Genomic DNA, 25,044 nt, shown 5'->3' on the forward strand with positions numbered 1-25,044 from the left:
TTGATTATCCAAAATTAGACATACGCCTTCCATAAATTTGGGCATACTCAAACAAAGCAGCGGCCATCCCGGATTTCCAATCGAGAGGAAGCTGCCCAGAGAAAAAACGGCGAACGAACGAAATGAAGGAAAGAGAGACGTTCGTCTGTTTTTTGGTTTGATCATACAGCCATCGCAGCAACACATACGCGATGAACGCCGCAAACAGTTGGTTGTATACCGCATTTTCCGTCGTGCCAAACAAGGTCGGGACATTCAGATATTGCTTCACCCAACGGAAAAAAGACCTCAACAGTCCAACGTTGTTGGTACATGTCGGCAATGGTTTCCGCAGACGCATGGAAGAGGTTCGTCACGACCCGAATGTCGCGGCCATTCGCATCTCGAAAGATCACCACCCGGTGACGCTTGGTGGAGCGGCATTGTTTCGTCCCCAACTGGCACGTGAAGTCGGCTTGAACCGATGAGGATGTGCTGGAAAGGCGTTTCAAGCTTTTTTTCTGATGAAGTTCGATGTTGTCCTTCATCCGAATGACAAAGAGCTGATGCTGCTCCACAAATCGATCGAGGCGTTCGATTTTGACATACGCCCGGTCTTCCACCAGCACTTGTTGAGCGTTCGTCAACTGTTCTCCCACTGGGCCATCATGACGCAGTCCGGTCGTTTCCACCACGTCTGCCGGCAGCGAGGATTCCGGCGAATACGCGACGTGCAGCTTCACTCCGGCGCGTTCGCCGTGATACGGAGCCCATGGGAGGCGGTTTTTCCCGACCGTGACGGTCGTCGAATCCACCACCCGAAGCGGTTTGGGAAACCGAAGCGAGCGGCGGGTTTGGCGGTTGCACTTGGAAATGATCAACGCCAACAAGCGTTTCATGATGTCATAGGGAACTTCTTTCGCTTTCTTGGATACTGTGGAATAATGGAATCGCGGCAATCCATACAGAGGCCCACATCGGCTCCGTGGCGAAAGCTTTTCCATTGATGCATGGCGGCCAGCAGGAAGAAGTGAATCAACTCGCGCAACGTAAAGGTTCGAGACGAATCACGATACCCAACCGCTTCGGCAATCAGTTGAATCTCTTCATCCGAAACAAGTTTTTGCATCAAATTCGGGAGTGTGGTATGCTTGTTCATAGAGAGCACCTCCTGGGTTTGTTTGTGTCGCTACTCACATTCTACAGGAAAGGTGCTCTTTTTTCTATACCCTTTGGATTTTATTGGATAATCAACACGCCTGATAAAAAATATAACTATGTGCTAAATAATCAATATAACCAAACAAAAGAAGAGTGCAGGACATAAAAGTAGTATGAATTGCTTTGTCAAAAAAAATCAATGAAGATGGTTCTGTTGTCTGGGATGACCACGGTACTCGTTGTGGCGTTTGCTTACAAATCGCCGCGGAATCCATTAAAATGAAACAAGAAGGTAAGTCTATAAAGGAAATTCGCCACTACATTGATGAAAAGTACAAAGAAGGTTACGCAAAACCAACTAAAACTCCAATGCCTTTATAATAAACAAACCTCACTTTTCCGAAAACGAAGGCTTTACAATCCTCCCACGGTGGAGGATTTTTTGTTTTCTTAAGGCATATTTTATAAGTTTGGCAGATATAAAAGTAAAGACAACTTAGTACAAGGGGGATGATGGATGAACTCACTTTGGCTTTTAGGGTTTTCTGCTTCTGCTATTGGAATGTTATCTGGCGGAGTGATTGCTTGGTTGTTTAAAGGCTGGCAAAAAGGAACGCCAACCATTTTTTCAGTATGTAGTGGTATGATATTTGGACTGGTCGCGATGGAAATTTTGCCTGAAAGCATAGAAATTGGAGGTTGGTTTATTGCTATTGTCGGATTGATTTTTGGTTATTTTATTTATAAGCATCTAGAAAAGGTTTCCCATCATGTGATCATTATTACCAATGACGCTAAAAAAGACTTATTTGTACATTCTGGTCTATTTTTAACATTCAGTATTGCCCTACACAATTTTCCAACAGGCATCGCACTTGGAGCCAATACTCACGATTCATTGACTAAACCAATGATGACTGCGATCATGCTTCACAATATTCCAGAAGGGATTGCTGTTTTTACTCCCTTGCTGATGGCTGGGTTTGGAATTATCAGCATCATACTTGGGGCAACCATAGCCTCCGCCCCCATAGGAGTTGGAGCCTTCATCGGAAGTAATTATGGGATGGGTGTCCCTTGGCTAGTAGCAATGATTATCGCATTGGCGATGGGGGTAATGCTTTCCGTGACGGGAAAAGAAATTTTTGGAACAGCTTTACGCACATCTACCAAAATATACTGCGTTATCATGGCTGTAATCGGTTTTGTATTGGTTTCATTTTACTTGTTTTTTCTATAAAAGACTTTACTAAAAAGGTGCATGTTAAGTTAACGGGTTCGGTTCAGAAGTACAAAATCAAGAAAAACAGTACAAATAACAGCGTAATTAGCACAAAATTCGAACCAAATTTAACAAAGTAAAAAGCACATTAAAACGCTTGGGTTTATTCCAAGCGTTTTAAACTAAAATTATATTGACTTGTTCAATTAAGACTGTTACTAAAATGTTACTACCGTACTTCAATTACAAAGGCATAACTTGAATCTCCCTTTTCCCATCTCGCTGAAACATCATACACATATACACCTTTTTCTTTTGGTAATAGTATCACATTATCATTTATTGGAACATTTTCTGTTTTTTCATTTGTAAGCCATCTATTTACTACTAATGTATTTTCTTTAGGCTCATCTTTGAATTCTATTTTCAATTGGGAATCTGGTGGTACAACCACAGGTTTTAGTTCTTGATTTTTAATGAGTTCTGGCGGAGAACTTGTATCGGCACAAACAGAACTAAGTAATCCATTCCAACAATACGAACCTTGTGCCACTTCTACCTTTTTTTCTCCAACAGTTATGGTTGGTAAAGGTGGTTTAGCACTAAATAGTTCAGTAACAAAATCCCCCCCAATGCCTAACGCAATTAATACTAATAATGTAATTAAAAACTTTTTCATACACTTCCCCCTCATGGGTTAATTTTCCCTTTGCTAATTTTCTGAGTAATCTATATATTCAGTTTAACATAAAATACCAAAATCATTAAAAAGGATTTAGTCAAAAAATATTGATATTTCAGCAAAAAATAAAAAACAAATCGTATACTGATTTGGTCCTATAAAATATCAAATCCCTTAAGGTTATTGCATATAGATTATTTCTTTTAAATCAAATTGTTTTTTTGCAATGCCTAATCGTTGAGCAGGTGTTCCTACTGTCTCCTTTGTTTTGTATGCTAAACAAAAATTGTAGTAAGTCCGAAGTATGGTAAGAGCCATTTGAGCATACTTTGAGTTAAAGTTTGAATAGATATAGCTTTTTCCGTCACCACGAGCTGTTATCAATGGTCTTTCTAAAATAGATAGCCGTCTTCGAATGTGCTGGATAAAGGTATTTGTGGCGTTGTCATTCACGATTAGCAATGTCCTTTGGTTCGAATGATGAAAGATTGGTTGTACAATCAATTCATCGAAATCTTCTGTCAATTGTCGCAAGTGGATGTTCAATCGAATTATCAGCGTATTCATAATGACTGCTGCCACCTGAAATGACTTTCTTATGAAATTGGTGTGTATGAAATAATTCTTCCAGTTTCAGAAAAGCCAATTTCTGCAAAGAACTTGTAATCATAACCAAAGTTAATTCCCCAGTTGATTAAATCCACTCCTGCTTGAATAAATTCCTCACGAGCTTGTTTCCGAGATTTTGTTTTATCCGTTTGACAAAGAAAATGGTGGGCATTAGATAAGTGAATTTCTTTGGCAAATACACGATAAAGGGAAGTCATCAATGAATTTATGTCCAATTAGCATCAATTTTAACACATATTTGGAATACTGTCTGTTGGTCAGCAGTCACTTGCTAATTATAATGCGATTAATGGTGATAAATTCAATAAAACATTGATATATCAACAAATAAAAGGAGTCCAATTCATATGCGAATTGAACTCCTTTTTGTATTACTTTTTTCAATTTTATACTCAACAACCGAACCCGTTATGTTAAATTGTGCCTTTTTGTATGTTATCCCAAAGAATAATCTAGCGGATGTGTAGAGAAAATAATCCAAAAAATGGTTCTTTCGGGAGTTTTTTATCAAAAACGATGTTATTTCATCAGAACTCAAGACATCGCTAAAAGTATGAAAGCGGATGTGACACAATTAAAATGTGAAGATGATATGGTATACAGAACGTAACAAGAAGGATGCTAAAAATGAAATCGAAAACGAGCAATAAAAAGTGGTCATTTTGAATCGATCGATAAACTGCATTCATACGGAGGTTTCTAATGAACAGGGATAAAGACAAGAAAGAAACTGAGAAAAAAGAGGAACAAACACAACAAACAAGTAATGAGGATAACGTCATACGGGAACTTGAAGAAGAATTTACAAAAGATGTGCTGATATTTTAAAGGACAGCTCACTGCTGTCCTTTTTATACCCTTAAATCGGCATGTTGCAAGTCTGATTTTTCCACCTGAACGGTTGTCATCATCCCCCCTCATTTATTATCTAAATCCCTCATTTTCATGAAAAAACATTTCCTAAACTTGACAAAAAACTGAATGTAAAATATGATACATACATATGAATATATGCTCATATATAATAAATAAAGTGAGGGAAATCATCATGAAGACCGAAGACCATTCTTTCCTAAAATCTGAAACCATTGAAAATGTATCGCGCATATTTAAAGTATTAGCCGATCCAACACGAATCAAAATTCTTTATTTGTTATCGCAAGAAGAGTGCAATGTCAATCACATTGCAGAAGTGTTGGAAATGTCACAATCAGCCGTTTCCCACCAACTTAGTATGTTGCGAAATCTGAGACTGGTTAAGTATCGCCGTGAAGGAAAAACACTGTTTTACTCCTGCGATGACGAACACGTTATTTCATTATTAAAACAAGCCATTGACCATGCTGAACATCATTAAGGAGGCGTTTTATCATGCATCATCACCACCATCATTCTCACGACCACCATGGTCATCACCATCACCACGGACACCATCATGGTCACAGTAGAGAAGGGAATAAAAAAGGGCTTACGATTGCACTTCTCATTACCACTGGAATTATGTTATTGGAGTTTTTTGGAGGTTTAATCACAAACAGTCTAGCTCTTCTTTCTGACTCTGGTCATATGCTTAGTGATGCCAGTTCACTTGTTCTTAGTCTAGTTGCTATTTGGTTTGCCACCAAACCAGCTTCCCCCAATAAAACGTATGGCTTTTATCGTTTTGAAATTTTAGCCGCTTTATTTAATGGAGTTACCTTGTTTGTAATCGCTGGATTTATTATTTGGGAAGCAATTGAACGTTTTTACAACCCACCAACGGTAGCTAGCGGCTCTATGATGATCATTGCGTCCATTGGTCTGTTTGCCAATCTTTTAAGTGCTTGGGCGTTAATGAGAAAAGGGGATGTGAAAAATAATGTCAATCTTCGTAGCGCTTATCTTCATGTGATCGGTGACGCTTTGGGTTCCGTAGGTGCTATCATCGCTGGGCTTGTCATGTGGCTCTTTAGTTGGTATGTCGCTGACCCCATTATTTCCATTTTGGTTGCCTTATTAATCTTGAAAGGCGCTTGGGGAGTGATTAAACATACGGTTCACATTTTGATGGAAGGAACGCCCATTACCATTGACCAAAATGAAGTGAAAAAAGCCTTAGAAAGTATTGAAGGAGTGATTAACGTTCACGACCTTCATATTTGGACAATTACTTCAGGGTTAGACTCATTAAGTTGCCATATTTTGATTGAAGATCATCAAGACAGCCAAAAGGTTTTACAAGATGCCATTCACATGATTGAAGAAAAATTTAAGATTCTGCATACAACCATTCAAATTGAAACCTCTCAAATCCATCATGGGGAAATGAAAGTCTAGCGAAAAACAATATAGAGTGATGTCAGCTATTGTGATTAGCGGCTTAAACGCATATTTATTGTTTAAGAAATAGTAAACCTCATTATCTTTTTGCGGATAATGAGGTTTATTGTTTTTATCTAATAGAATTTTTTGATGTAGCTAATTAAATGAATCGCACGGTAAATATTGGGTTGATTTTTTTAAATTCCATTCTTTTTTTGTTTTTAATTCAAATAAATATTTGAATAATAAAAGAAATGGGGTATAATATATTAAAACGGAAATTTGAATATGAAAGAGGGATAATGAATGAGTAAGAAAGATACATGTGAAATTTATTGTTATGACGAAGAAAAAGTCAATCGAATACAAGGGGAATTGCAAAAAGAAGATATATCCAGTGTTGTCCTGTTGTTTAAAGCACTGGCAGATGAAAATAGGGCAAAAATTGTCTATTCACTTTGCCAAGATGAAGAGTTATGTGTATGTGATATTGCTAATATCATCGGGGCTTCTGTTGCAACAACTTCCCATCATTTACGGACTCTTTATAAACAAGGGATTGTAAAGTATCGAAAAGAAGGAAAGCTAGCATTTTATTCGCTGGATGATGACCATATTAAGCAGTTAATCATGATTGCGTTAGTACATGATAAAGAGGTGAAAGTCCGTGTCTGAACAACAAGCAAAATTATCTAAATCAGAAGCGAAAACCTACCGTGTTCAAGGATTTACTTGTGCAAACTGTGCGGCAAAGTTTGAAAATAATGTAAAATCATTGCCCGGTGTTCAGGATGCTAAAGTAAACTTTGGAGCATCTAAAATTACCGTTTGGGGTACAACAACCATCGAAGAATTAGAAAAAGCAGGAGCTTTTGAAAACTTAAAGGTTCGGGAAGATAAAGAAAAATCAGTCAAGCGTGAACCTTTTTGGAAGCAAAAAGAGAACATTAAAGTGTATATTTCCGCCGTTTTGCTTGTGATCAGTTGGTTTTTAGGGAAGCAATACGGAGAAGAGCATATCTTTGCGACAATTGGATATGCTGCAGCAATTTTAATCGGTGGATATTCGTTATTTATAAAAGGTTTCAAAAACCTAGTTCGATTGAATTTTGATATGAATACGCTGATGACAGTGGCGATTTTAGGAGCTGCAGCGATTGGTGAATGGGGAGAAGGTGCAACGGTTGTTATTCTATTCGCCATTAGCGAAGCCTTAGAGCGTTATTCCATGGATAAAGCTCGTCAATCCATTGAATCGTTGATGGATATTGCTCCAAAAGAAGCATTAATTCGTCGCGGAAATGAAGAAATGATGGTCCCTGTTGACGATATTCAAGTCGGAGATATTATGATCGTAAAGCCTGGTCAGAAATTAGCGATGGATGGAATCGTCATCAAGGGTACATCTACGCTAAATCAGGCTGCCATTACGGGAGAAAGTGTTCCCGTAGCGAAAACAGTTGGTGATGAAGTTTTTGCAGGAACATTGAATGAAGAAGGGTTATTGGAAGTAAAAGTGACAAAACGAGTGGAAGATACAACTCTTTCGAAAATCATCCATTTAGTGGAAGAAGCTCAAGCAGAACGAGCACCTTCTCAAGCGTTTGTAGATCGTTTTGCCAAATACTATACACCAGCCATTATCATTTTTGCTCTTTTACTAGCCGTTATTCCTCCATTATTTATGGGTGCTGATTGGAGCGAATGGATTTATCGAGGTCTAGCTGTATTAGTGGTTGGTTGTCCGTGTGCGTTGGTTATTTCCACGCCTGTTTCGATTGTAACTGCCATTGGAAATGCAGCGAAAAACGGTGTGTTAATTAAAGGTGGTATTTATTTAGAGGAAGCAGGATCTCTAAAAGTCATCGCTTTTGATAAAACAGGAACATTAACAAAAGGTGTTCCTTCCGTCACCGATGTGGTCACTTATAATGGCAATGAAAATGAACTAATGACCATTACAGCAGCCATTGAAAAAGGCTCACAACATCCACTTGCTTCCGCCATTATAAGAAAAGCAGAAGAAGATGGATTGAATTTTAATGATTTATCTGTTGAAGAATTCCAATCCATTACAGGTAAAGGGGTCAAAGCAAGAGTAAACAACGAAATGTATTATGTCGGAAGTCCAGGTCTTTTTGAAGAACTTCTTCCAAATGGCATCCAATCAGAAATAAAAGAACAAATGACAACCCTTCAAACACAAGGGAAAACGGTCATGGCGTTAGGAACGGAAAAAGAAATTCTGGCGTTAATTGCCGTGGCAGACGAAATAAGAGAATCATCCAAAGAGGTTATTCGAAAACTTCATCAAGTCGGTATTGAAAAAACGGTAATGTTGACAGGGGATAACCAAAGAACAGCCGAAGCCATCGGAAAACAAGTCGGCGTTTCCGATATTAAAGCCGATTTACTTCCAGAAGATAAACTGAATTTCATCAAAGAGCTTCGTGACAAGCATCAAAGCGTGGCGATGGTTGGAGATGGTGTGAACGATGCACCAGCTCTTGCAGCTTCAACCGTTGGTGTGGCAATGGGCGGTGCTGGAACCGATACAGCCCTAGAAACAGCCGATATTGTCTTAATGTCTGATGATTTAAGCAAATTGCCATATACGATTAAATTGAGCCGCAAAGCTTTAGCGATTATTAAGCAAAACATTACTTTCTCTTTAGGGATTAAGGCATTGTCATTACTGTTAATTGTGCCTGGTTGGTTAACGCTATGGTTAGCGATATTTGCCGATATGGGAGCAACATTAATCGTAACATTAAACAGCATGCGATTGCTAAAAGTTAAAGAATAGGCTCTTCACCACAAAATGTACTTGACAATCAAGTTGTTTTCTGATCAAGGGTACAAAAAATGCGAAATTTCCTGTATGGTAAAGGTAACCAAACCATCAACCATGGAGGAAATTTCGCATGCAATCTCAGTTTATCAAAGATTTGATCACTTCACCAGGCTTTCTTATTCAAGGAGAACGAAAAGAGGAAGGACGATGGATTTTTGAACGTTCCCTCCCTTCTCATTAGGTGAATAAAATGATCGTTGCCAACAATTATAGTGAAATCAAAGATCATTTTGATTTCACGGATAGTATTATAACGGATATGAAATGGAACAATCCGTTAGATTTATCTATAATGATCGACTATTATTGGGATACACAGGAGAATAGGGAAGAAAACAGAATATTAGCGTTGCATTTTAAGGATTGCCTGGCTGTGGAGTATAAACTAAAAAAAGAGATACTAGAAATGTCAAGGGATGATATCCATTTTGATAGCTTGTTCACTATTATTCGCTTCGAAAATGTAGAAGCAAATTCAAGCGTATTTCACCATTTTCATATCTATACCTTTGATTATAAAGAGCCATTGCTAAAAATTATTTGTAAGCAGGTTCAGTTGGAGGAAGTATAGGTCGGTGTTTGAAAACAATGGAAGAAGAAAAGAAGGCGGATCGCTCCGCCTTTTTTGCACGGGATAGCAGCCGAAAATAATTTTGCACAAATTGAACGGTGCGGTGGGGAACGTTGGTCAACAGGCGGCTTACAAATTTTTATGTAAAATATGTTAAATTCCGTTGAAATTGGCTGGAAACTTTGTTATGGAGCAAGGCTTTCCAATGTTTAGAGGAATTTCTGTGCTACTTTTATTAGTTTGTCCCTATGTTTTTCAATATCGGCCACCGTTTCGATATATACTGTTGTTCTCCCTTCATCATTGAACTGAATGTACTTGTTGCTTGTATTGAGTCCGAGACGGCAAATCCATCTTCGGATGTTATTGTCCAGTAAAACATTAAAGTAGCTCAAGTTATCGCGATAATAGATACGTTCGGGATCGAGAATCTCCCTTAGGAGCATCCGCACTAATACATACCCCTCAAGCTCCTCCTCTGTAGTGACTATCTGCGGCGCATGGTGTTCCTCTTTTGGATCTTCGGGAACATCTGTCGCTTTCTCTTCTTTCGCTTGGGCGGTCTCTTCTTCGTCACTGTTGGCTAAGGCAGCCCTTAAGTTTATCGTTGACTTGGTCGTTTAGAAACTGTTTCAGTGCCTTTTTCACAAGCCCTTGAAACTTTTCGATCACGTTTTTAGTTTTCTTTCCGGGATAAATATCGCTGATGATGAATGCAACGAACTCATCAGACGGGTTTTCCCACTGATTATTCAGGAACTGTTTAATTTCATTTAGGTATTTTAATTCGGATGCGGCGCTGAAAATGCTGTCAACGTCGAAACTGCTTTTTCGGAATTTAGCCAGCTCGATAATTTGATTTTCTCTCGGTTCAGCGAGGTTAAACTCGAAAAATGGCACTGAATCCATTTTGTTTTGTTCATCGAGATCGGTATAAAATCTGTATAAGATGCCATTAGTCAAAATAGCGAACTTAGCTGAGGTTGCGTCAAAATATCTAAACAGCTGCGAATCGTGTTTATCCAGCTTTTGATTGGCGGCCTTAGCTTCAATGAGAATAACCGGTTTTCCATCGATCATAATGGCGTAGTCGACCTTTTCCCCTTTTTTGATTCCCACGTCAGCTGTAAACTCCGGTAAAAACTCTTCCGGATTGAAAATATCGTACCCTAGAACTTGAAAGAAAGGCATAATGATCGATGTTTTCGTAGCTTCCTCTGTCGCTATAGTATTTTTTAATCTGTTCACTCTTTTCGTATAGTGTCTGGATCTGCTCGATGAAATGATCCATTTTGCTCCACCCCTCTGCACAACATTTATCTTAATTAGGCGAGAAGACTCCCACTTCGACGAAGCGAAGCGGAGTAAGTGGGAGATGAATCGCCTTAACTATATTTTGTTGAAAATAGGATAGATTCAGTAAAATATAGTATCATATAGTTAGATGGGAGGTGAAAACATGTATTTTTGTATCAAACAACAGCTAAATGGTTTGACCAAAGAAGAATACTTGACTCTTCGAGAACTGTGCCATATTGCCAAGAACATGTACAACGTCGGATTGTACAATGTCAGACAATACTATTTTGAACACAAGGAATTTCTTAATTATGAGAAAAACTATCATCTTGCAAAAACTAACGAAAACTATAAGCTGTTAAACAGCAACATGGCACAGCAAATTTTAAAAAAGGTCAATGAAGCCTTTAAATCTTTCTTTGGTTTGATCAGTCTTGCCAAACAAGGAAAATATGACCACAAGGCTATCAGTATTCCAAAATATCTTAAAAAAGATGGCTTTCATTCACTGATCATTGGCCAGATTCGTATAGACGGCAACAAATTCACGATACCGTATTCTCGCCTATTTAAAAAGACTCACAAGCCTATCACGATAACGATTCCGCCTGTGTTACTGGACAAAAAGATTAAGCAGATTGAAATCATTCCTAAGCATCATGCCAGGTTCTTTGAGATTCAGTACAAATATGAAATGCCTGAAGATCAAAGAGAATTAAATGACCAAAAAGCACTGGCCATTGATTTAGGATTAAACAATTTTGCCACTTGTGTCACATCAGACGGCAGATCATTCATCATTGATGGGCGGAGATGAAAAAGTATAAATCAATGGTTTAACAAAGAAAATGCCAGACTTCAAAGCATAAAAGATAAGCAAAAAATCAAAGGCACCACTCGTAAACAGGCTTTGCTTGCTATGAATCGCAATAATAAAGTGAATGATTATATCAACAAGACTTGCCGTTACATCATTAACTACTGTATTGAAAATCAAATTGGCAAACTTGTCATTGGCTATGCGGAAACATGGCAACGCAATATTAATCTAGGAAAAAAGACAAATCAAAACTTTGTCAATATTCCTCTCGGTAACATAAAAGAAAAACTAGAATATCTTTGTGAATTTTACGGCATTGAATTCTTGAAACAGGAAGAATCCTATACGTCTCAAGCCAGCTTTTTTGACGGCGATGAGATTCCTGAATATAATGCCGACAATCCAAAAGAATATAAGTTCAGCGGCAAACGTATTAAGCGCGGCTTGTATCGAACAAAGTCTGGCAAACTAATTAATGCTGATGTCAATGGCGCATTAAACATCTTAAAGAAAAGTAAAGCTGTAGACCTGAGTGTCTTATGCTCTAGCGGCGAAGTGGACACGCCTCAAAGAATAAGGATTGCTTGAAGCAGTCAAACTTCTTTGGAAGCCCCCACTTCAAATTTTCGCTAGAAAATTAAGTGGGGGTAGTTCACATGTCCTTGACGGACCATTTATATCCCCCTTTGCTAAACTTTCAGCGAAACATTTCCCGAAAATTTTGGATCTTTTATAGTATAATACAGATGACAATGATTTGATGAGTGGGGGGATGGGCATTGAAAAAACGGAAGAAATACGCGGCGGCGAGCGTGTTGTTGGCGTTGGGGCTGCTGGCTCCTTCGTTTGGGCCGACGGCGGTAGGCGCGGAGGATCGGGATGTCGTCAAGCTGCGCATTTTGGAGACTACCGATGTACATATGAATCTCGTTAACTATGATTATTTCAAAGACAGCCCGACGAATGAGTTCGGGCTGTCAAAAACGGCGCGATTGATCGAGCAGGCACGCGTTGAGCAGCCGAATACGCTTCTGTTTGACAACGGAGATTTGATTCAAGGAACGCCGCTTGGCGACTATGTGGCGAAAGTGAAGCCGCTGCAAGATGGCGAAGTGCATCCAGCCGTGAAACTGTTGCATTTGTTGAAATATGATGCGGCGACAGTGGGAAACCATGAGTTCAACTATGGCTTGGATTTCCTCGATGAGGTGTATGATGATGCCAAGCTGCCGATCGTGAACGCGAATGTGTACCGCGATGACCATGATCAAAATCCAGATAACGATGTCAACTATTTCACGCCGTATCACATTTTCGCGAAAGACGTCGTTGATGAAGACGGAGAGACACATACGCTGAAGATCGGCGTCATCGGCTTTGTGCCGCCGCAAATCATGGATTGGGACAAAGCGAATTTGCAAGGGAAAGTAATAGCGAAAGACATTGTGCAGTCGGCACAAAAGTATATTCCAAAAATGAAAGCCGAAGGGGCCGATTTGATCGTCGTGCTGTCACACTCGGGCATTGAAACCAGCGGAAACAGCCCGAATATGGAAAACGCCTCCTATTATTTGACGCAAATTCCGGGGGTTGACGCCGTGTTGACCGGCCATCAGCATAAAAAATTTCCGGCGCTTCCGGGAACGACGCCCGATTTTCCGGATGGAAACGGTATCAACAATGAAAACGGGACGATCAACGGCGTTCCGGTGACGATGCCAGGTTCGTGGGGCGATACGCTTGGGGTTATTGACTTGACGGTTGAGCAAGTCGATGGGAAATGGAAAGTGACACAGGCAAAAGCCCAGCTTCGCCCGGTGTACGACAAGGCGACGAAAACGCCGTTGGTTGACAGCGACCCGGCCGTCGAGCAGGCGATCCAAACGGAACATGAAGCGACGATTCAGTACGTCCGCAGCCCGGTTGGAGAAACTACGAGCCCGATCAACAGCTATTTTGCACTCGTTCAAGATGATCCGTCCGTGCAAATCGTTACGAACGCCCAAAAGTGGTATGTGGAAAACATGCTAAAAGGGACGCAGTATGAAGGTCTTCCGGTGCTGTCGGCCGGCGCTCCGTTCAAAGCCGGCGGACGCGGTGGACCGAGCTATTACACGGATATTCCGACAGGGGAAATCGCCATTAAAAACGTCGCCGATTTGTACTTGTATCCAAACACGGTGTATGCGCTGAAAATTACGGGAGCCGAGTTGAAAGAATGGCTTGAGTGGTCGGCGGGGCAATTCAACCAAATCGACCCGAACAAGACAGGCATTCAGCCGCTTGTGAACAACGACTTCCCGACGTACAACTTCGACATTATTGATGGCGTAACGTACGAGATCGATGTTACCGAGCCGGCGAAATACGACAAAAACCAAAATGTGATCAACCCAAAAGCCAACCGCATTAAAAACTTGCGATTCCAAGGCAAGCCGGTGACGCCGAAGATGGAATTTATCGTTGCGACGAACAACTACCGGGCGACGACGAACCGGATCATCAATCCGGGCGGGAAAAACACGATTTTGGCCGCACCGGATGAAAACCGGCAAGTGATCATCGATTATATTCGCGAAAGCGGAACGATCAACCCGTCCGCGGACGGCAACTGGACCTTTGCGCCAGTGAAAGGGAAAGCATCGGTGACCGTTTCCTTTGAATCGTCACCGGACGCACAAAAATATTTGCCGCCAGACAGCCGCATCCGCTATGTGGCGACATTGTCCAACGGGTTTGCCCGATATGAACTTGCGCTGTTGTCTTGGAAAGAAACGAAGACAAACCATTCGAAAGAACTAGCAACATCCAGCCATTAAGGGGAGGGAGACGCGTGTTAGGCATTACAAGTTACGGGATGTATTTGCTGGCGTCGATTTTGATGCATGCCACTCCGGGTGTGGATACGATGTATATTATGGGGCGCAGTGTCGCGCAAGGGAGAAAAGCGGGCGTGTATTCGGTGTTGGGCATTTCGACAGGGGTGTTCGTTCATACGCTGCTCGCTGCGTTTGGCTTGGCGGTGATTTTGCAGCAGTCGGTTGTCTTGTTTACGGCTGTGAAAATCGCCGGTGCGGCGTATTTGGTGTATCTTGGCATCAAAATGATGCGGCAGCCGGCGCCGCCAGCGTTGGAGTCCGAGAAATTGGCGCCGATGAAGCTGAAAAAGATTTATTGGCAAGGCGTGACGACCAATGTAATGAATCCGAAAGTGGCGTTGTTTTTCCTTTCCTTTTTGCCGCAATTCATTCAAACGGATCAGCCGTACGGCCCGCTTCCGTTTTTGCTGCTTGGTTTATCGTTCGTGGTGACGAGCACGATGTGGGGGCTTGGCGTCGTCTATGTTACCGCGCTGGCAACGAAACGGGTGCGCCAAAACGCGAAAATGGCGCTTCTTGTCAATCGGTTGACGGGGATCATGTTCATTGGGCTTGGGGTGAAGCTGCTGCAAACGAAAGCATCATGAGCGGGCTGAAAAAATCGCCCGCTCACTTTGTTTGCCGCCGCTACGACCGCTCGCTGAAGGCGATTTGGATGCCGATGGCGGCGAAAAGGACGCCTTTTAGCCAATGGATCCGCCGGGCGATTCGTTCGTTCGACAGCAGCCAGTGGCGCAGTTTTTCCGCACCGATGCTCACCAAGGTGAAGACAACGAGCGCTTGAACGAGAAAGATGACGCCTAATGCGAGCATTTGCTGCGGGATTCGGCCCGCTGACGGATGGACGAACTGCGGCAATAGCGCCAAAAAGAAGAGCGACACTTTCGGATTGAGCACGTTCATGAAAATGCCTTTTTTGTACAGCGACATTAAGGCGAGCCGCTCTTGACGCTCGAGCGCCAGGCCAGCGTCTTTTTCGCGGAACGCTTGCCATGCCAAGTACAGCAAATACGCGGCGCCTGCGTATTTGACGACGGCAAAGGCCAAGGCGGATTGGTAAATGACGGCCGAGACGCCAAGCACCGCCGCGCTAATATGGACGACAAGCCCTGTGCACAGCCCGAGCGCGGTGGCGATGCCCGCGTGCTTGCTTTGGGACAGGCTTTGGGCGATGACGAATAAAATGTCTGGGCCCGGGGCGAGCGTCAGCACAACCGCGACGCCTAAAAACGATAAAGCGGTATCCATTTCCATCGGACACACCTCTTTGGTTGTTGATCATGACGATGATTCCTAAGTTTCGCCATGCTCCCGTTTAATTCCTTTTTTCTCGGCAAAAATGGGTTCATTTCCTGTTTGACAAACACAATGGAGATGTTGGGCGCATGCCTATGAAAAAAGGGTGAGACATCTCTTTACCTTTTTGACCGCCTCTGCCGGGATCGGCATGAGGCGGTCTTTAGGTCTTTATGCTTGCGGCGGCTTCTTTTTCGCTAAAAACGCCTTGCCATAGCTGCCGTGGTCATGCAGCATGGCGTGTTCGACTTGAATGGTGGCGTGCTCGATGCCGTATTTTTCCTTCAGCATTTCATTCACCGCCAAAATGACGCAAAGCGGTTGGATGTGTTCATTGATAAACACATGGGCCGACAGTGAATAATGGTCGGTGGAGATGGCCCATAAATGCATGTCGTGCACGTCCTCGACCCCTTCGATGCTCCGGATGTCAGCGCGGATTTGTTCGAGGTCAAACTCGTCCGGCACGGCTTCCATCAAAATGAGATACGATTCGCGCATAATTTTTACTCCGCCCGTGAAAATGATGGCGGCGATCACGAGGCTGATGATCGGATCGAAAATCGTCCAGCCAGTGAAATAAATGAGCAGCGCGGAAAGGATGACGCCGATCGAGCTGATCAAGTCGCCGATAAAGTGCCAAAGGGCGCTTTGGACGTTTAAATTGTCTTCTTCTTTCATGCTTCGGCTTAAGACGATCGTCAGCGTCACGTTGACAATGAGGCCGATCGCGGCGATTCCAAGCATGAGGCGAAACTGGATCGGCTCCGGGTGAAGAAACCGCTCGATCCCTTCCCATAAAATCCACACGGCAATGGCCGCCAACGTCAATCCATTTAAAAACGAGGCAATGATTTCAAACCGCAAAAACCCGAACGTAAAGCGGCGGTTGGGCGGCCGCGTCGCCATGTAAAGGGCGACCATGCTCAGGCCGAGCGCCAACACATCGGACGCCATATGAGCCGAATCGGACAACAAGGCGAGCGAGTTGGAGACTACGCCGCCAATGATTTCGACAACGGTGAAAAAAACGGTCAGCGCTAATGTAATCCAAAGCGCCTTTTTCGATTGGCTTTGTATTTTCACATGCGGGAGATGATGAAAATCGGATGTAACAGGAGACATAGCGCACCTCTCTTTATAATAATTATTATTTTAAATATATTATAATATAAGAGTCGGCGGATGTGCAAAAAATTTATCGACAGGGACACGATTTTTGATAGGTTTTGTCAAAAAATATAGAGAAGTTTTTCAAGGAATGAAGCATTGAAGCGGCGAATAAGGAATAATGTATGGCCATCATCTTGCTTTGGAAAGGATGCGATACGGTTTGATTGCGGCGAATCCGACGGATTTGGAAGTGTATTTGTTTCATGAAGGCAGCTTGTATCAAAGTTACGAGTTGTTTGGCGCCCATGTGATCCATGAGGGAGGGACGGTCAGCACCCGTTTTTGCGTTTGGGCGCCGCACGCGCGCGATGTGCGGCTTGTCGGCAGTTTCAACGATTGGGATGGGACGAATTTCCGCCTCCAAAAAGTGAATGATGAAGGGGTATGGACGATCGTTGTCCCGGAAAACTTGGAAGGGCACTTATATAAATATGAAATTGTTGCGCCGGACGGACGTGTGCTGTTCAAAGCCGACCCGTACGCCTTTTACTCCGAATTGCGTCCTCATACCGCCTCGATTGTCTACGATCTGAAAGGATACCAGTGGAACGATCAATCTTGGCAGCGGAAAAAGCGACGGAAACGAATTTATGATCAGCCGATGGTCATTTATGAACTCCATTTCGGTTCGTGGAAGAAAAAAGAGGGGCGTTTTTCTACGTACCGTGAGATGGCCGATGAACTCATCCCGTACGTGCTCGAGCACGGGTTTACGCACGTTGAGTTGCTTCCGCTTATTGAGCATCCGCTCGATCGGTCGTGGGGCTACCAAGGGACAGGGTATTATGCGGCGACGAGCCGCTATGGAACGCCGCACGATTTCATGTACTTCGTCGACCGCTGCCATCAGGCGGGGATCGGGGTCATTCTGGACTGGGTGCCAGGCCATTTTTGCAAGGATGCCCACGGGTTGTATATGTTTGACGGTGCCCCGACGTATGAATACGCGAATGAAAAAGACCGCGAAAATTACGTTTGGGGGACGGCCAATTTTGATTTAGGCAAGCCGGAGGTGCGCAGTTTTCTCATCTCGAACGCGCTGTTTTGGCTGAAGTATTACCATATCGACGGGTTCCGGGTCGATGCGGTCGCCAATATGCTTTACTGGCCGAACAATGACAGGCTGTATGAAAACCTGTATGCGGTCGAGTTTTTGCGCAAGTTAAACGAAGCGGTGTTTGCCTATGACCCGAACGTGCTCATGATTGCCGAAGATTCGACCGACTGGCCGAAAGTGACCGCGCCGACGTATGAAGGCGGGCTCGGCTTTAATTATAAATGGAACATGGGCTGGATGAACGACATGCTGAAGTATATGGAAACGCCGCCGTATGAGCGGAGGCATGTGCATAACCAAGTAACGTTCTCCCTCCTTTATGCGTATTCGGAAAATTTCATTTTGCCGTTTTCTCACGATGAAGTCGTGCACGGCAAACAATCGCTGCTCAATAAAATGCCGGGGTCGTATGAAGAAAAGTTCGCCCAGCTCCGGCTCTTGTATGGCTATATGATGGCCCACCCCGGGAAAAAGCTGTTGTTTATGGGCAATGAATTTGCCCAGTTTGACGAATGGAAGTTTGAGGGCGAGCTCGACTGGATGCTGTTTGATTTTGAGCTGCACCGGAAGATGAACGAGTACATGAAGCAGCTCATCGCCTGCTATAAACGGTATAAGCCGTTTTACGAGCTTGATCATGACCCGCAAGGATTTGAATGGATTGACGTCCATAATGCGGAACAAAGCATTTTCTCGTTCATCCGCCGCGGGAAAAAAGAAGACGATGTGCTTGTTATTGTTTGTAATTTCACAAATCAGGCGTATGACGACTACAAAGTGGGAGTGCCGCTGCTCACGCCGTATCGGGAAGTGCTGAACAGCGATGCGGCGGAATTTGGCGGATCGGGGCATGTCAACGGGAAACGTCTTTCCGCCCTGAGCGAGCCGTTTCACGGAAAACCGTACCATGTGCGCATGACGATTCCGCCATTTGGCATTTCGATTTTACGGCCAGTGCAAAAACGAGGGGAGAGAAAGCAAAATGAAGAAGAAGTGCATCGCCATGTTATTGGCCGGCGGGCAAGGAAGTCGGCTTCGCTCGCTGACGACAAACATCGCTAAACCGGCCGTGCCGTTTGGCGGGAAGTACCGGATCATTGATTTTACGTTAAGCAATTGCACGAATTCCGGCATCGATACGGTCGGAGTGCTGACCCAATATCAGCCGCTCCTCCTTCACTCGTACATCGGCATCGGAAGCGCGTGGGACTTGGACCGGCGAAACGGCGGCGTCACCGTTCTTCCGCCGTATTCCGTCTCTTCCGGCGTCAAATGGTACGAAGGCACCGCGAACGCGATTTATCAAAACATCAATTACATTGAGCAGTATGACCCGGATTACGTGCTCGTCTTGTCTGGCGACCATATTTATAAGATGGATTACCAGCACATGCTTGACTATCATATTGCCAAACAGGCCGATGTGACGATTTCGGTCATTGAGGTGCCGTGGGAAGAAGCGAGCCGGTTTGGGATTATGAATACAAACGAAGAAATGGAAATCGTGGAGTTTGCTGAAAAGCCGGCCGAACCGAAAAGCAATTTAGCGTCGATGGGCATTTATATTTTCAATTGGCCTCTCTTGAAGCAATATTTGCAAATCGACAACGCGGATCCGCATTCGTCGCACGATTTTGGCAAAGATGTCATTCCGCGGCTGCTCCGTGAGAAAAAGCGGCTTGTGGCATACCCGTTCAAAGGATACTGGAAAGATGTCGGCACGGTGAAAAGTTTATGGGAGGCCAACATGGACTTGCTTGATGAAGGCAATGAACTTGACTTATTCGACCGCTCATGGCGCATTTATTCCGTTAATCCGAATCAGCCGCCGCAATACATTTCCCAGGAGGCGGAAGTGGCGGACTCACTCGTGAATGAAGGATGTGTCGTCGAAGGAACGGTCGAGCGGTCGGTGCTGTTTCAAGGCGTCCGTATCGGCAAAGGGGCGGTCGTGAAAGAATCGGTCATTATGCCAGGTGCGGCAGTCAGCGAAGGAGCGTATGTCGAGCGGGCGATCGTTACGCCCGATTGTGTCATCCCGCCGCATTCGTCCGTTTGCCCGGACGATGCCGATGAGGTCGTGCTGGTGACCAAAGAATGGCTCAAGCAGTGGAATAAGGAAACAGCGAGGAAGGATGAAGCGTGATGAACAACAGGATGTTAGGCGTGATTGACGCGACGACGTATATGGAGGCGTTAGCGCCGCTCATCGAGCAGCGTTCGATCGCCGCGGTGCCGTTTGCCGGCCGGTACCGGCTTATTGATTTCGTGCTCTCAAGCATGGTCAATTCGGGCATTGAAAGTGTTGCCATTTTTCCGAAATATCAGTACCGTTCGCTCATGGACCATTTAGGGTCAGGGAAGAACTGGGATTTAAACCGAAAACGGGACGGACTGTTTTTCTTCCCGTCGCCGGATTTGCTGTTTTCCGGCGAGCGCCGGGTCGGGGCATTTGCCCATTTTGAGCAGCATATTGACTATTTTTTGCGGAGCCGGCAAAAATATGCTGTCATCGCGAACGGCTATACGGTGTGCAACATCGATTTTGGCGCCGTCCTAAAGCGCCACATCGAAAATGGCTGCGATGTGACCGAAATCCGTCATCGCGGGCGGTCGCTTGAGATGTATTTGCTTGAAACGTCGCTGTTGCTTGACTTAATCGCCGACTACAAAAACCGCGGCTACTATAGCATTGTTGATGTCGTCCGCGATTACCGCCATTCGTTGTCGATTTGCGATGATGAATATAGCGGGTATGCGGCGGTCATTGATTCGGTGAAGCAGTATTTTTGCGCAAGCATGGAGCTGCTTGACCGGGACGTCTGGGAACAGCTCTTTCTTCCGTCGCACCCGATTTACACGAAAGTCAAAGACGAGCCGCCGACGAAATACGGGCGGGAGGGGCACGTGAAGCGTTCGATGATTGCCAACGGCTGCGTCATCGAGGGAACGGTGGAAAACAGTGTTGTGTTCCGCTCCGTCAAAATTGGCAAGGGGGCGGTCGTGCGCAATAGCATTATTATGCAAAAGTGCCAAATTGGTGACGGTTGTGTCCTTGATGGCGTGATTATGGATAAAGATGCTAAAGTTGAACCGGGCGTCGTTTTACAAGGAACGGTGGAACAGCCATTTATCGTTCGCAAAGGAACGGTGCAAGGGGAGGTCATCAGCCGATGAAGGTGCTATTTGCCGTTTCCGAATGCGCCCCGTTTGCCAAATCGGGGGGGTTGGCTGATGTCGCCGGCGCGCTGCCGAAAGAGCTGCGCCGGCTCGGCGTCGATGCCCGCGTGATGCTGCCGAAATATGAAACGATCGCCCCCGAATGGAAACAGAAAATGAAAAAGGTGGCGGAACTCATCGTCCCGGTTGGGTGGCGCCGCCAATATTGCGGTGTCGAAGAGCTCAGGCATGACGGAATCATCTATTACTTTATCGACAACGAATATTATTTTCGGCGGCCGCAGCTGTACGGCCATTATGACGATGGCGAGCGGTTTTCCTATTTTTGCCGGGCGGTGCTTGAGGTGCTGCCGGAAATCAAGTTTCAGCCGGATGTGATTCACTGCCATGACTGGCATACAGGCATGGTGCCGTTTTTGCTTCGGGAACAGTACCGGCATGATCCGTTTTATGCCGACATGCGCACCGTTTTTACGATTCATAACTTGCAGTTTCAAGGGCTGTTTCCGCGCGGCATTTTAGAAGACTTGTTGAATTTAGACGGCCGCTATTTCACCGTGGACCATCTTGAGTTTTACGGCAGCGTCAGCTTTATGAAAGGGGCGCTCGTTGCCTCCGATGTAATTACAACGGTGAGCCCGACGTATAAAGAGGAGATTCAAACCGCTTATTACGGCGAGCGGTTAGACGGCTTGCTGCGGGCGCGGCGGGACGATTTGCGCGGCATTTTAAACGGCATTGACGACGAATTTTACAATCCGGAAACGGATCCGTTTTTGGCGGCGACCTACAGCGTACATACGCGGGAAAGAAAACGATTGAACAAGCGCGCTTTGCAGCGGCAGTTCGGCTTGCCGGAGCGGGATGATGTGCCGCTTGTTGCGATGGTCACGAGAATGACGGCGCAAAAAGGGCTCGATTTGGTGACGTGTGTCTTCCATGATATGATGGGCGAAGACATGCAGCTTGTCGTGCTCGGAACGGGCGACTGGCGGTTTGAACAATTTTTCTCGCAAATGGCCGCGGCGTATCCGGACAAAGTCGGCGTGTACATCGGCTTCCATGAACCGCTCGCCCACCAAATTTATGCCGGGGCGGACTTGTTTTTAATGCCGTCATTGTTTGAGCCGTGCGGGCTGAGCCAAATGATCGCCTTACGGTACGGGACGATTCCGATCGTCCGGGAAACCGGGGGATTAAACGATACGGTGCAATCATACAATGAGATTACAGAAGAAGGAAATGGATTCAGCTTCACTCATTTTAACGCTCATGACATGCTGTATACGATCCGTCGGGCGCTGTCCTTTTACCGCCAACCATCCGTTTGGGAGCAACTGACAGAACGGGCGATGCGCGGCGACTACAGCTGGCGCCGGTCGGCAAGACAATACAAGCAAGTCTATGAACAGCTGATCAAAAAGGAGGAACGCACGCTTGTTCTCCGATAAAGAAACGTTTAAACGGGCGTTTGTGACGCGGCTCGAAACATTGTGCGGCAAACAGTTCGAGGAGTCAACGACGCGCGATCATTATTATGTCCTCGGCCATATGGTGCGCGAACATATTAGCCGCCATTGGATCGCGACGAATGAGCGCAATCGGGCGCAAAGACGGAAGCAAGTGTATTATTTGTCGATCGAATTTTTATTGGGCCGGCTGCTCGGCAGCAACTTATTGAATCTCGGTGTCCGCCCGGTCGTTGAAGAGGGGCTTCGCGAGCTTGGCATTCGCCTCGAAGACGTCGAGGAGAGCGAGGCGGACGCCGGGCTTGGCAACGGCGGGCTCGGGCGGCTTGCCGCCTGTTTTCTCGATTCGCTCGCGACGTTGAATTTGCCGGGCCACGGCCATGGCATCCGCTATAAACACGGACTGTTTGACCAAAAGATCGTCGATGGCTATCAAGTTGAGCTGCCCGAGCAATGGCTGCGCCACGGAAACGTTTGGGAAATCCGCAAAGAAGAGCTGGCTGTCGAAGTGAACTTTTGGGGGCGCGTCGAGGTGTCCGAGCAAAACGGCCGCCTCGTTTTCCGCCATGTCGACAGCGAAAAAGTGATGGCGGTGCCATACGACATGCCGGTGATCGGCTACGGGACGAATACGGTCAATACGCTGCGGCTTTGGAGCGCTGAACCGGCGAAGACGTTCCCGCTTCATAAAGACGTCATGCAATACAAGCGGGAAACCGAGGCGATTTCCGAGTTTTTATACCCGGACGATACGCATGACGAAGGAAAAATTTTACGGCTGAAACAGCAATACTTTCTCGTTGCCGCCAGCCTCGGCAGCATCGTGCGTGCCCATCGCCGCCAGCACGGAAATTTGCACCGGCTCCATGAATATGTCGCCATTCATGTCAACGACACCCACCCGGTGCTGGCGATTCCGGAATTGATGCGCATTTTGCTCGACGAGGAAGGGATGAGCTGGGAAGAGGCTTGGCATATTACGACCCATACGATCGCCTATACGAATCATACGACGTTGTCCGAAGCGCTCGAGAAATGGCCGATTCATTTATTTCGGCCGCTCTTGCCACGCATTTACATGATCGTTGAAGAAATTAACGAGCGATTTTGCCGCGAGCTATGGGAACGCTACCCCGGCGATTGGGGGCGGATTGAACACATGGCCATTATCGCCCATGGCATGGTGAAAATGGCGCATTTGGCCATCGCCGGCAGCCATAGCGTCAACGGAGTGGCGAAGCTGCACACCGAAATTTTGAAGCAACGGGAAATGCGCCTGTTTTACGAATGGGCGCCGCAGAAGTTTAACAATAAAACGAACGGGGTGACGCATCGTCGCTGGCTGTTAAAGGCGAACCCGGAGCTGTCGGCATTGATTACCGACACGATCGGTCCGCGCTGGATTCACGAGCCGGAAAGGCTCATTGATCTTGCGCCGCACGCCTCTGATCCGGCGTTTCGGCAGGCGCTCTCAGCCGTTAAGCAGCAGCGCAAACGAAAGCTCGCCGCCCGCATTTATGAAAAGACCGGGATTCAAGTTGACGAATCGTCGATCTTTGATGTGCAAGTGAAGCGGCTGCACGCCTACAAACGGCAGCTGCTCAACGTCTTGCATATCATGTACTTATACAATCGGCTGAGGGAAGACTCGCACTTCTCGATCTACCCGCGCACGTTCATCTTCGGAGCGAAGGCGTCACCTGGTTATTATTATGCGAAACGGATCATTAAACTCATTCATTCGGTGGCTGACAAGGTCAACAGCGACAAACGGACAAATGGACAGCTAAAGGTCATTTTTTTAGAAAATTACCGCGTGTCGCTCGCCGAGGAAATTTTCCCAGCCGCCGATGTGAGCGAGCAAATTTCGACCGCAAGCAAAGAAGCGTCCGGGACGGGCAACATGAAGTTTATGATGAACGGGGCGATCACGCTCGGCACGCTCGACGGGGCAAATGTCGAAATCGCCGAAGCGGTCGGAAAAGAAAACATGTTTTTGTTCGGGCTGACCGCGGAGGAGGTGCTTAACTACTATGAGCACGGCGGCTACCGGGCGCATGAATATTACCACCACGACAAACGGATCAAGCAAGTCGTCGATCAGCTGGTGAACGGCTTTTTTCCTGATGTTGACGACTATTTCGAGCCGATTTATGACTCGTTGCTGACGCAAAACGACGAATATTTCGTTTTGCGCGACTTTGCCGCTTATGCCGAAGCGCACGAGCAGGCGGAGGCGGCTTACCGCGACCCGGCGCGCTGGTGGTATATGAGCGCCGTCAACATCGCCCACTCCGGCTATTTCGCGAGCGACCGGACGATCGCCGAGTACGCCGCTGACATTTGGGGCATTTCACCGTCGATGTGAAACGACAGTGAAGCGCGATCAGGAACGATTGGGCGCCCATCAAGAGGTCTGATGTATGACCGCCGTCGCCCTTCGCCCGAAGGTAAAGGCATGAAAGGAAAAG

The 25,044-nt window shown here is 45.5% G+C and carries 19 protein-coding genes and 4 pseudogenes; 16 read left to right on the forward strand and 7 right to left on the reverse strand.

Features of this window, described 5'->3' with window-relative positions; translation table 11 throughout:
• Positions 1–4: 4 nt before the first annotated feature.
• Positions 5–1,138 (reverse strand): annotated as a pseudogene (locus tag GS3922_RS01760) (IS4-like element IS5377 family transposase).
• A 151-nt stretch (positions 1,139–1,289) separates the two neighbouring features.
• On the opposite strand from GS3922_RS01760, the pseudogene GS3922_RS16975 reads away from it, so the two are divergent.
• Positions 1,290–1,521: pseudogene (locus GS3922_RS16975) on the forward strand (PCYCGC motif-containing (lipo)protein); the annotation flags it as partial.
• Between the two features lie 136 nt (positions 1,522–1,657).
• Positions 1,658–2,380 carry a ZIP family metal transporter gene (locus tag GS3922_RS01765; protein WP_015374824.1) on the forward strand — a complete coding sequence of 241 codons (723 nt, stop codon included), beginning with the start codon at positions 1,658–1,660 and terminating at the stop codon, positions 2,378–2,380.
• A 211-nt stretch (positions 2,381–2,591) separates the two neighbouring features.
• Here the strand turns inward: GS3922_RS01765 and GS3922_RS01770 are convergent, their stop codons facing one another.
• The 3 genes from GS3922_RS01770 to GS3922_RS18085 all read right to left on the reverse strand — a co-directional run bounded on the left by GS3922_RS01770 (position 2,592) and on the right by GS3922_RS18085 (position 3,874).
• Positions 2,592–3,041 carry a hypothetical protein gene (locus GS3922_RS01770; RefSeq protein ID WP_050368667.1) on the reverse strand — a complete coding sequence of 150 codons (450 nt, stop codon included), beginning with the start codon at positions 3,039–3,041 and terminating at the stop codon, positions 2,592–2,594.
• A 183-nt stretch (positions 3,042–3,224) separates the two neighbouring features.
• Complete coding sequence (locus tag GS3922_RS18080) at positions 3,225–3,626, reverse strand: GAT domain-containing protein (protein WP_050367240.1); 402 nt, start codon at positions 3,624–3,626, stop codon at positions 3,225–3,227.
• Between the two features lie 14 nt (positions 3,627–3,640).
• Complete coding sequence (locus tag GS3922_RS18085; protein ID WP_236933431.1) at positions 3,641–3,874, reverse strand: hypothetical protein; 234 nt, start codon at positions 3,872–3,874, stop codon at positions 3,641–3,643.
• Positions 3,875–4,376: 502 nt separating this feature from the next.
• Here GS3922_RS18085 and GS3922_RS18305 point away from each other — a divergent pair.
• The 6 genes from GS3922_RS18305 to GS3922_RS01800 all read left to right on the forward strand — a co-directional run bounded on the left by GS3922_RS18305 (position 4,377) and on the right by GS3922_RS01800 (position 9,400).
• Entirely contained in the window at positions 4,377–4,502 is a 126-nt protein-coding gene (locus GS3922_RS18305; RefSeq protein ID WP_256368158.1) for a hypothetical protein, read from the forward strand.
• A 220-nt stretch (positions 4,503–4,722) separates the two neighbouring features.
• Positions 4,723–5,031, forward strand: a complete 309-nt coding sequence (locus tag GS3922_RS01780) for an ArsR/SmtB family transcription factor (RefSeq protein ID WP_050367241.1) — start codon at positions 4,723–4,725, stop codon at positions 5,029–5,031.
• Between the two features lie 14 nt (positions 5,032–5,045).
• The gene (locus GS3922_RS01785; protein WP_063164909.1) at positions 5,046–5,990 is read left to right on the forward strand and encodes a cation diffusion facilitator family transporter; all 945 of its coding nucleotides are present in this window, start codon (positions 5,046–5,048) and stop codon (positions 5,988–5,990) included.
• Positions 5,991–6,281: 291 nt separating this feature from the next.
• Positions 6,282–6,650, forward strand: a complete 369-nt coding sequence (locus GS3922_RS01790; RefSeq protein WP_055358810.1) for an ArsR/SmtB family transcription factor — start codon at positions 6,282–6,284, stop codon at positions 6,648–6,650.
• Entirely contained in the window at positions 6,643–8,781 is a 2,139-nt protein-coding gene (locus GS3922_RS01795) for a heavy metal translocating P-type ATPase (RefSeq protein WP_063164910.1), read from the forward strand. The genes GS3922_RS01790 and GS3922_RS01795 overlap by 8 nt, the downstream gene beginning before the upstream one ends.
• Before the next feature lie 238 nt (positions 8,782–9,019).
• On the forward strand, positions 9,020–9,400 hold the full coding sequence (locus GS3922_RS01800; protein WP_052585063.1) for a hypothetical protein: 381 nt from the start codon (positions 9,020–9,022) through the stop codon (positions 9,398–9,400).
• 209 nt (positions 9,401–9,609) lie between these two features.
• Here GS3922_RS01800 and GS3922_RS18455 read toward each other — a convergent pair.
• A pseudogene (locus tag GS3922_RS18455) lies at positions 9,610–10,691 on the reverse strand (type I restriction endonuclease).
• 168 nt (positions 10,692–10,859) lie between these two features.
• On the opposite strand from GS3922_RS18455, the pseudogene GS3922_RS01810 reads away from it, so the two are divergent.
• The 3 genes and pseudogenes from GS3922_RS01810 to GS3922_RS01820 all read left to right on the forward strand — a co-directional run bounded on the left by GS3922_RS01810 (position 10,860) and on the right by GS3922_RS01820 (position 14,985).
• Positions 10,860–12,107 (forward strand): annotated as a pseudogene (locus tag GS3922_RS01810) (RNA-guided endonuclease InsQ/TnpB family protein).
• A 191-nt stretch (positions 12,108–12,298) separates the two neighbouring features.
• Positions 12,299–14,338 (forward strand): bifunctional 2',3'-cyclic-nucleotide 2'-phosphodiesterase/3'-nucleotidase, encoded by a 2,040-nt coding sequence (locus GS3922_RS01815; RefSeq protein ID WP_063164911.1) that lies wholly within the window; start codon positions 12,299–12,301, stop codon positions 14,336–14,338.
• A gap of 14 nt (positions 14,339–14,352) precedes the next feature.
• Positions 14,353–14,985: a LysE family translocator gene (locus tag GS3922_RS01820; protein ID WP_063164912.1), complete on the forward strand. Its 633-nt coding sequence runs from the start codon at positions 14,353–14,355 to the stop codon at positions 14,983–14,985.
• Between the two features lie 40 nt (positions 14,986–15,025).
• Here the strand turns inward: GS3922_RS01820 and GS3922_RS01825 are convergent, their stop codons facing one another.
• Entirely contained in the window at positions 15,026–15,652 is a 627-nt protein-coding gene (locus GS3922_RS01825) for a LysE family translocator (protein ID WP_063164913.1), read from the reverse strand.
• Positions 15,653–15,865: 213 nt separating this feature from the next.
• Complete coding sequence (locus GS3922_RS01830) at positions 15,866–16,819, reverse strand: cation diffusion facilitator family transporter (protein WP_063164914.1); 954 nt, start codon at positions 16,817–16,819, stop codon at positions 15,866–15,868.
• Between the two features lie 166 nt (positions 16,820–16,985).
• Here GS3922_RS01830 and glgB point away from each other — a divergent pair, with 166 nt between their 5' ends.
• Genes glgB through GS3922_RS01855 form a run of 5 tightly spaced genes read left to right on the forward strand, consistent with a single transcriptional unit; the run spans position 16,986 to position 24,941 of the window.
• Entirely contained in the window at positions 16,986–18,986 is a 2,001-nt protein-coding gene (glgB, locus tag GS3922_RS01835; protein ID WP_063164915.1) for a 1,4-alpha-glucan branching enzyme, read from the forward strand.
• Positions 18,907–20,070 carry a glucose-1-phosphate adenylyltransferase gene (locus tag GS3922_RS01840; RefSeq protein ID WP_063164916.1) on the forward strand — a complete coding sequence of 388 codons (1,164 nt, stop codon included), beginning with the start codon at positions 18,907–18,909 and terminating at the stop codon, positions 20,068–20,070. Before glgB ends, GS3922_RS01840 begins: the two co-directional genes overlap by 80 nt.
• Positions 20,070–21,101 (forward strand): GlgC family sugar phosphate nucleotidyltransferase, encoded by a 1,032-nt coding sequence (locus GS3922_RS01845; RefSeq protein ID WP_063164917.1) that lies wholly within the window; start codon positions 20,070–20,072, stop codon positions 21,099–21,101. The genes GS3922_RS01840 and GS3922_RS01845 overlap by 1 nt, the downstream gene beginning before the upstream one ends.
• Positions 21,098–22,555 carry a glycogen synthase GlgA gene (gene glgA, locus GS3922_RS01850; protein WP_063164918.1) on the forward strand — a complete coding sequence of 486 codons (1,458 nt, stop codon included), beginning with the start codon at positions 21,098–21,100 and terminating at the stop codon, positions 22,553–22,555. The genes GS3922_RS01845 and glgA overlap by 4 nt, the downstream gene beginning before the upstream one ends.
• Complete coding sequence (locus GS3922_RS01855; RefSeq protein ID WP_063164919.1) at positions 22,542–24,941, forward strand: glycogen/starch/alpha-glucan phosphorylase; 2,400 nt, start codon at positions 22,542–22,544, stop codon at positions 24,939–24,941. Before glgA ends, GS3922_RS01855 begins: the two co-directional genes overlap by 14 nt.
• Positions 24,942–25,044 lie beyond the last annotated feature (103 nt).

Origin of the sequence: Geobacillus subterraneus (assembly GCF_001618685.1) — a bacterium.
Lineage (GTDB): Bacteria > Bacillota > Bacilli > Bacillales > Anoxybacillaceae > Geobacillus > Geobacillus subterraneus.

What these genes read in the sequence shown, in the direction of transcription:
- GS3922_RS01830 (WP_063164914.1), bottom strand. Translation starts at nt 16,819, where the DNA reads ATGTCTCCTGTTACATCCGATTTTCATCATCTCCCGCATGTGAAAATA.
- GS3922_RS01825 (WP_063164913.1), bottom strand. Translation starts at nt 15,652, where the DNA reads ATGGAAATGGATACCGCTTTATCGTTTTTAGGCGTCGCGGTTGTGCTG.
- glgA (WP_063164918.1), top strand. Translation starts at nt 21,098, where the DNA reads ATGAAGGTGCTATTTGCCGTTTCCGAATGCGCCCCGTTTGCCAAATCG.
- GS3922_RS01770 (WP_050368667.1), bottom strand. Translation starts at nt 3,041, where the DNA reads ATGAAAAAGTTTTTAATTACATTATTAGTATTAATTGCGTTAGGCATT.
- GS3922_RS01790 (WP_055358810.1), top strand. Translation starts at nt 6,282, where the DNA reads ATGAGTAAGAAAGATACATGTGAAATTTATTGTTATGACGAAGAAAAA.
- GS3922_RS18305 (WP_256368158.1), top strand. Translation starts at nt 4,377, where the DNA reads ATGAACAGGGATAAAGACAAGAAAGAAACTGAGAAAAAAGAGGAACAA.
- GS3922_RS01840 (WP_063164916.1), top strand. Translation starts at nt 18,907, where the DNA reads ATGAAGAAGAAGTGCATCGCCATGTTATTGGCCGGCGGGCAAGGAAGT.
- GS3922_RS01765 (WP_015374824.1), top strand. Translation starts at nt 1,658, where the DNA reads ATGAACTCACTTTGGCTTTTAGGGTTTTCTGCTTCTGCTATTGGAATG.
- GS3922_RS01780 (WP_050367241.1), top strand. Translation starts at nt 4,723, where the DNA reads ATGAAGACCGAAGACCATTCTTTCCTAAAATCTGAAACCATTGAAAAT.
- GS3922_RS01845 (WP_063164917.1), top strand. Translation starts at nt 20,070, where the DNA reads ATGAACAACAGGATGTTAGGCGTGATTGACGCGACGACGTATATGGAG.
- GS3922_RS01800 (WP_052585063.1), top strand. Translation starts at nt 9,020, where the DNA reads ATGATCGTTGCCAACAATTATAGTGAAATCAAAGATCATTTTGATTTC.
- glgB (WP_063164915.1), top strand. Translation starts at nt 16,986, where the DNA reads ATGTATGGCCATCATCTTGCTTTGGAAAGGATGCGATACGGTTTGATT.
- GS3922_RS01785 (WP_063164909.1), top strand. Translation starts at nt 5,046, where the DNA reads ATGCATCATCACCACCATCATTCTCACGACCACCATGGTCATCACCAT.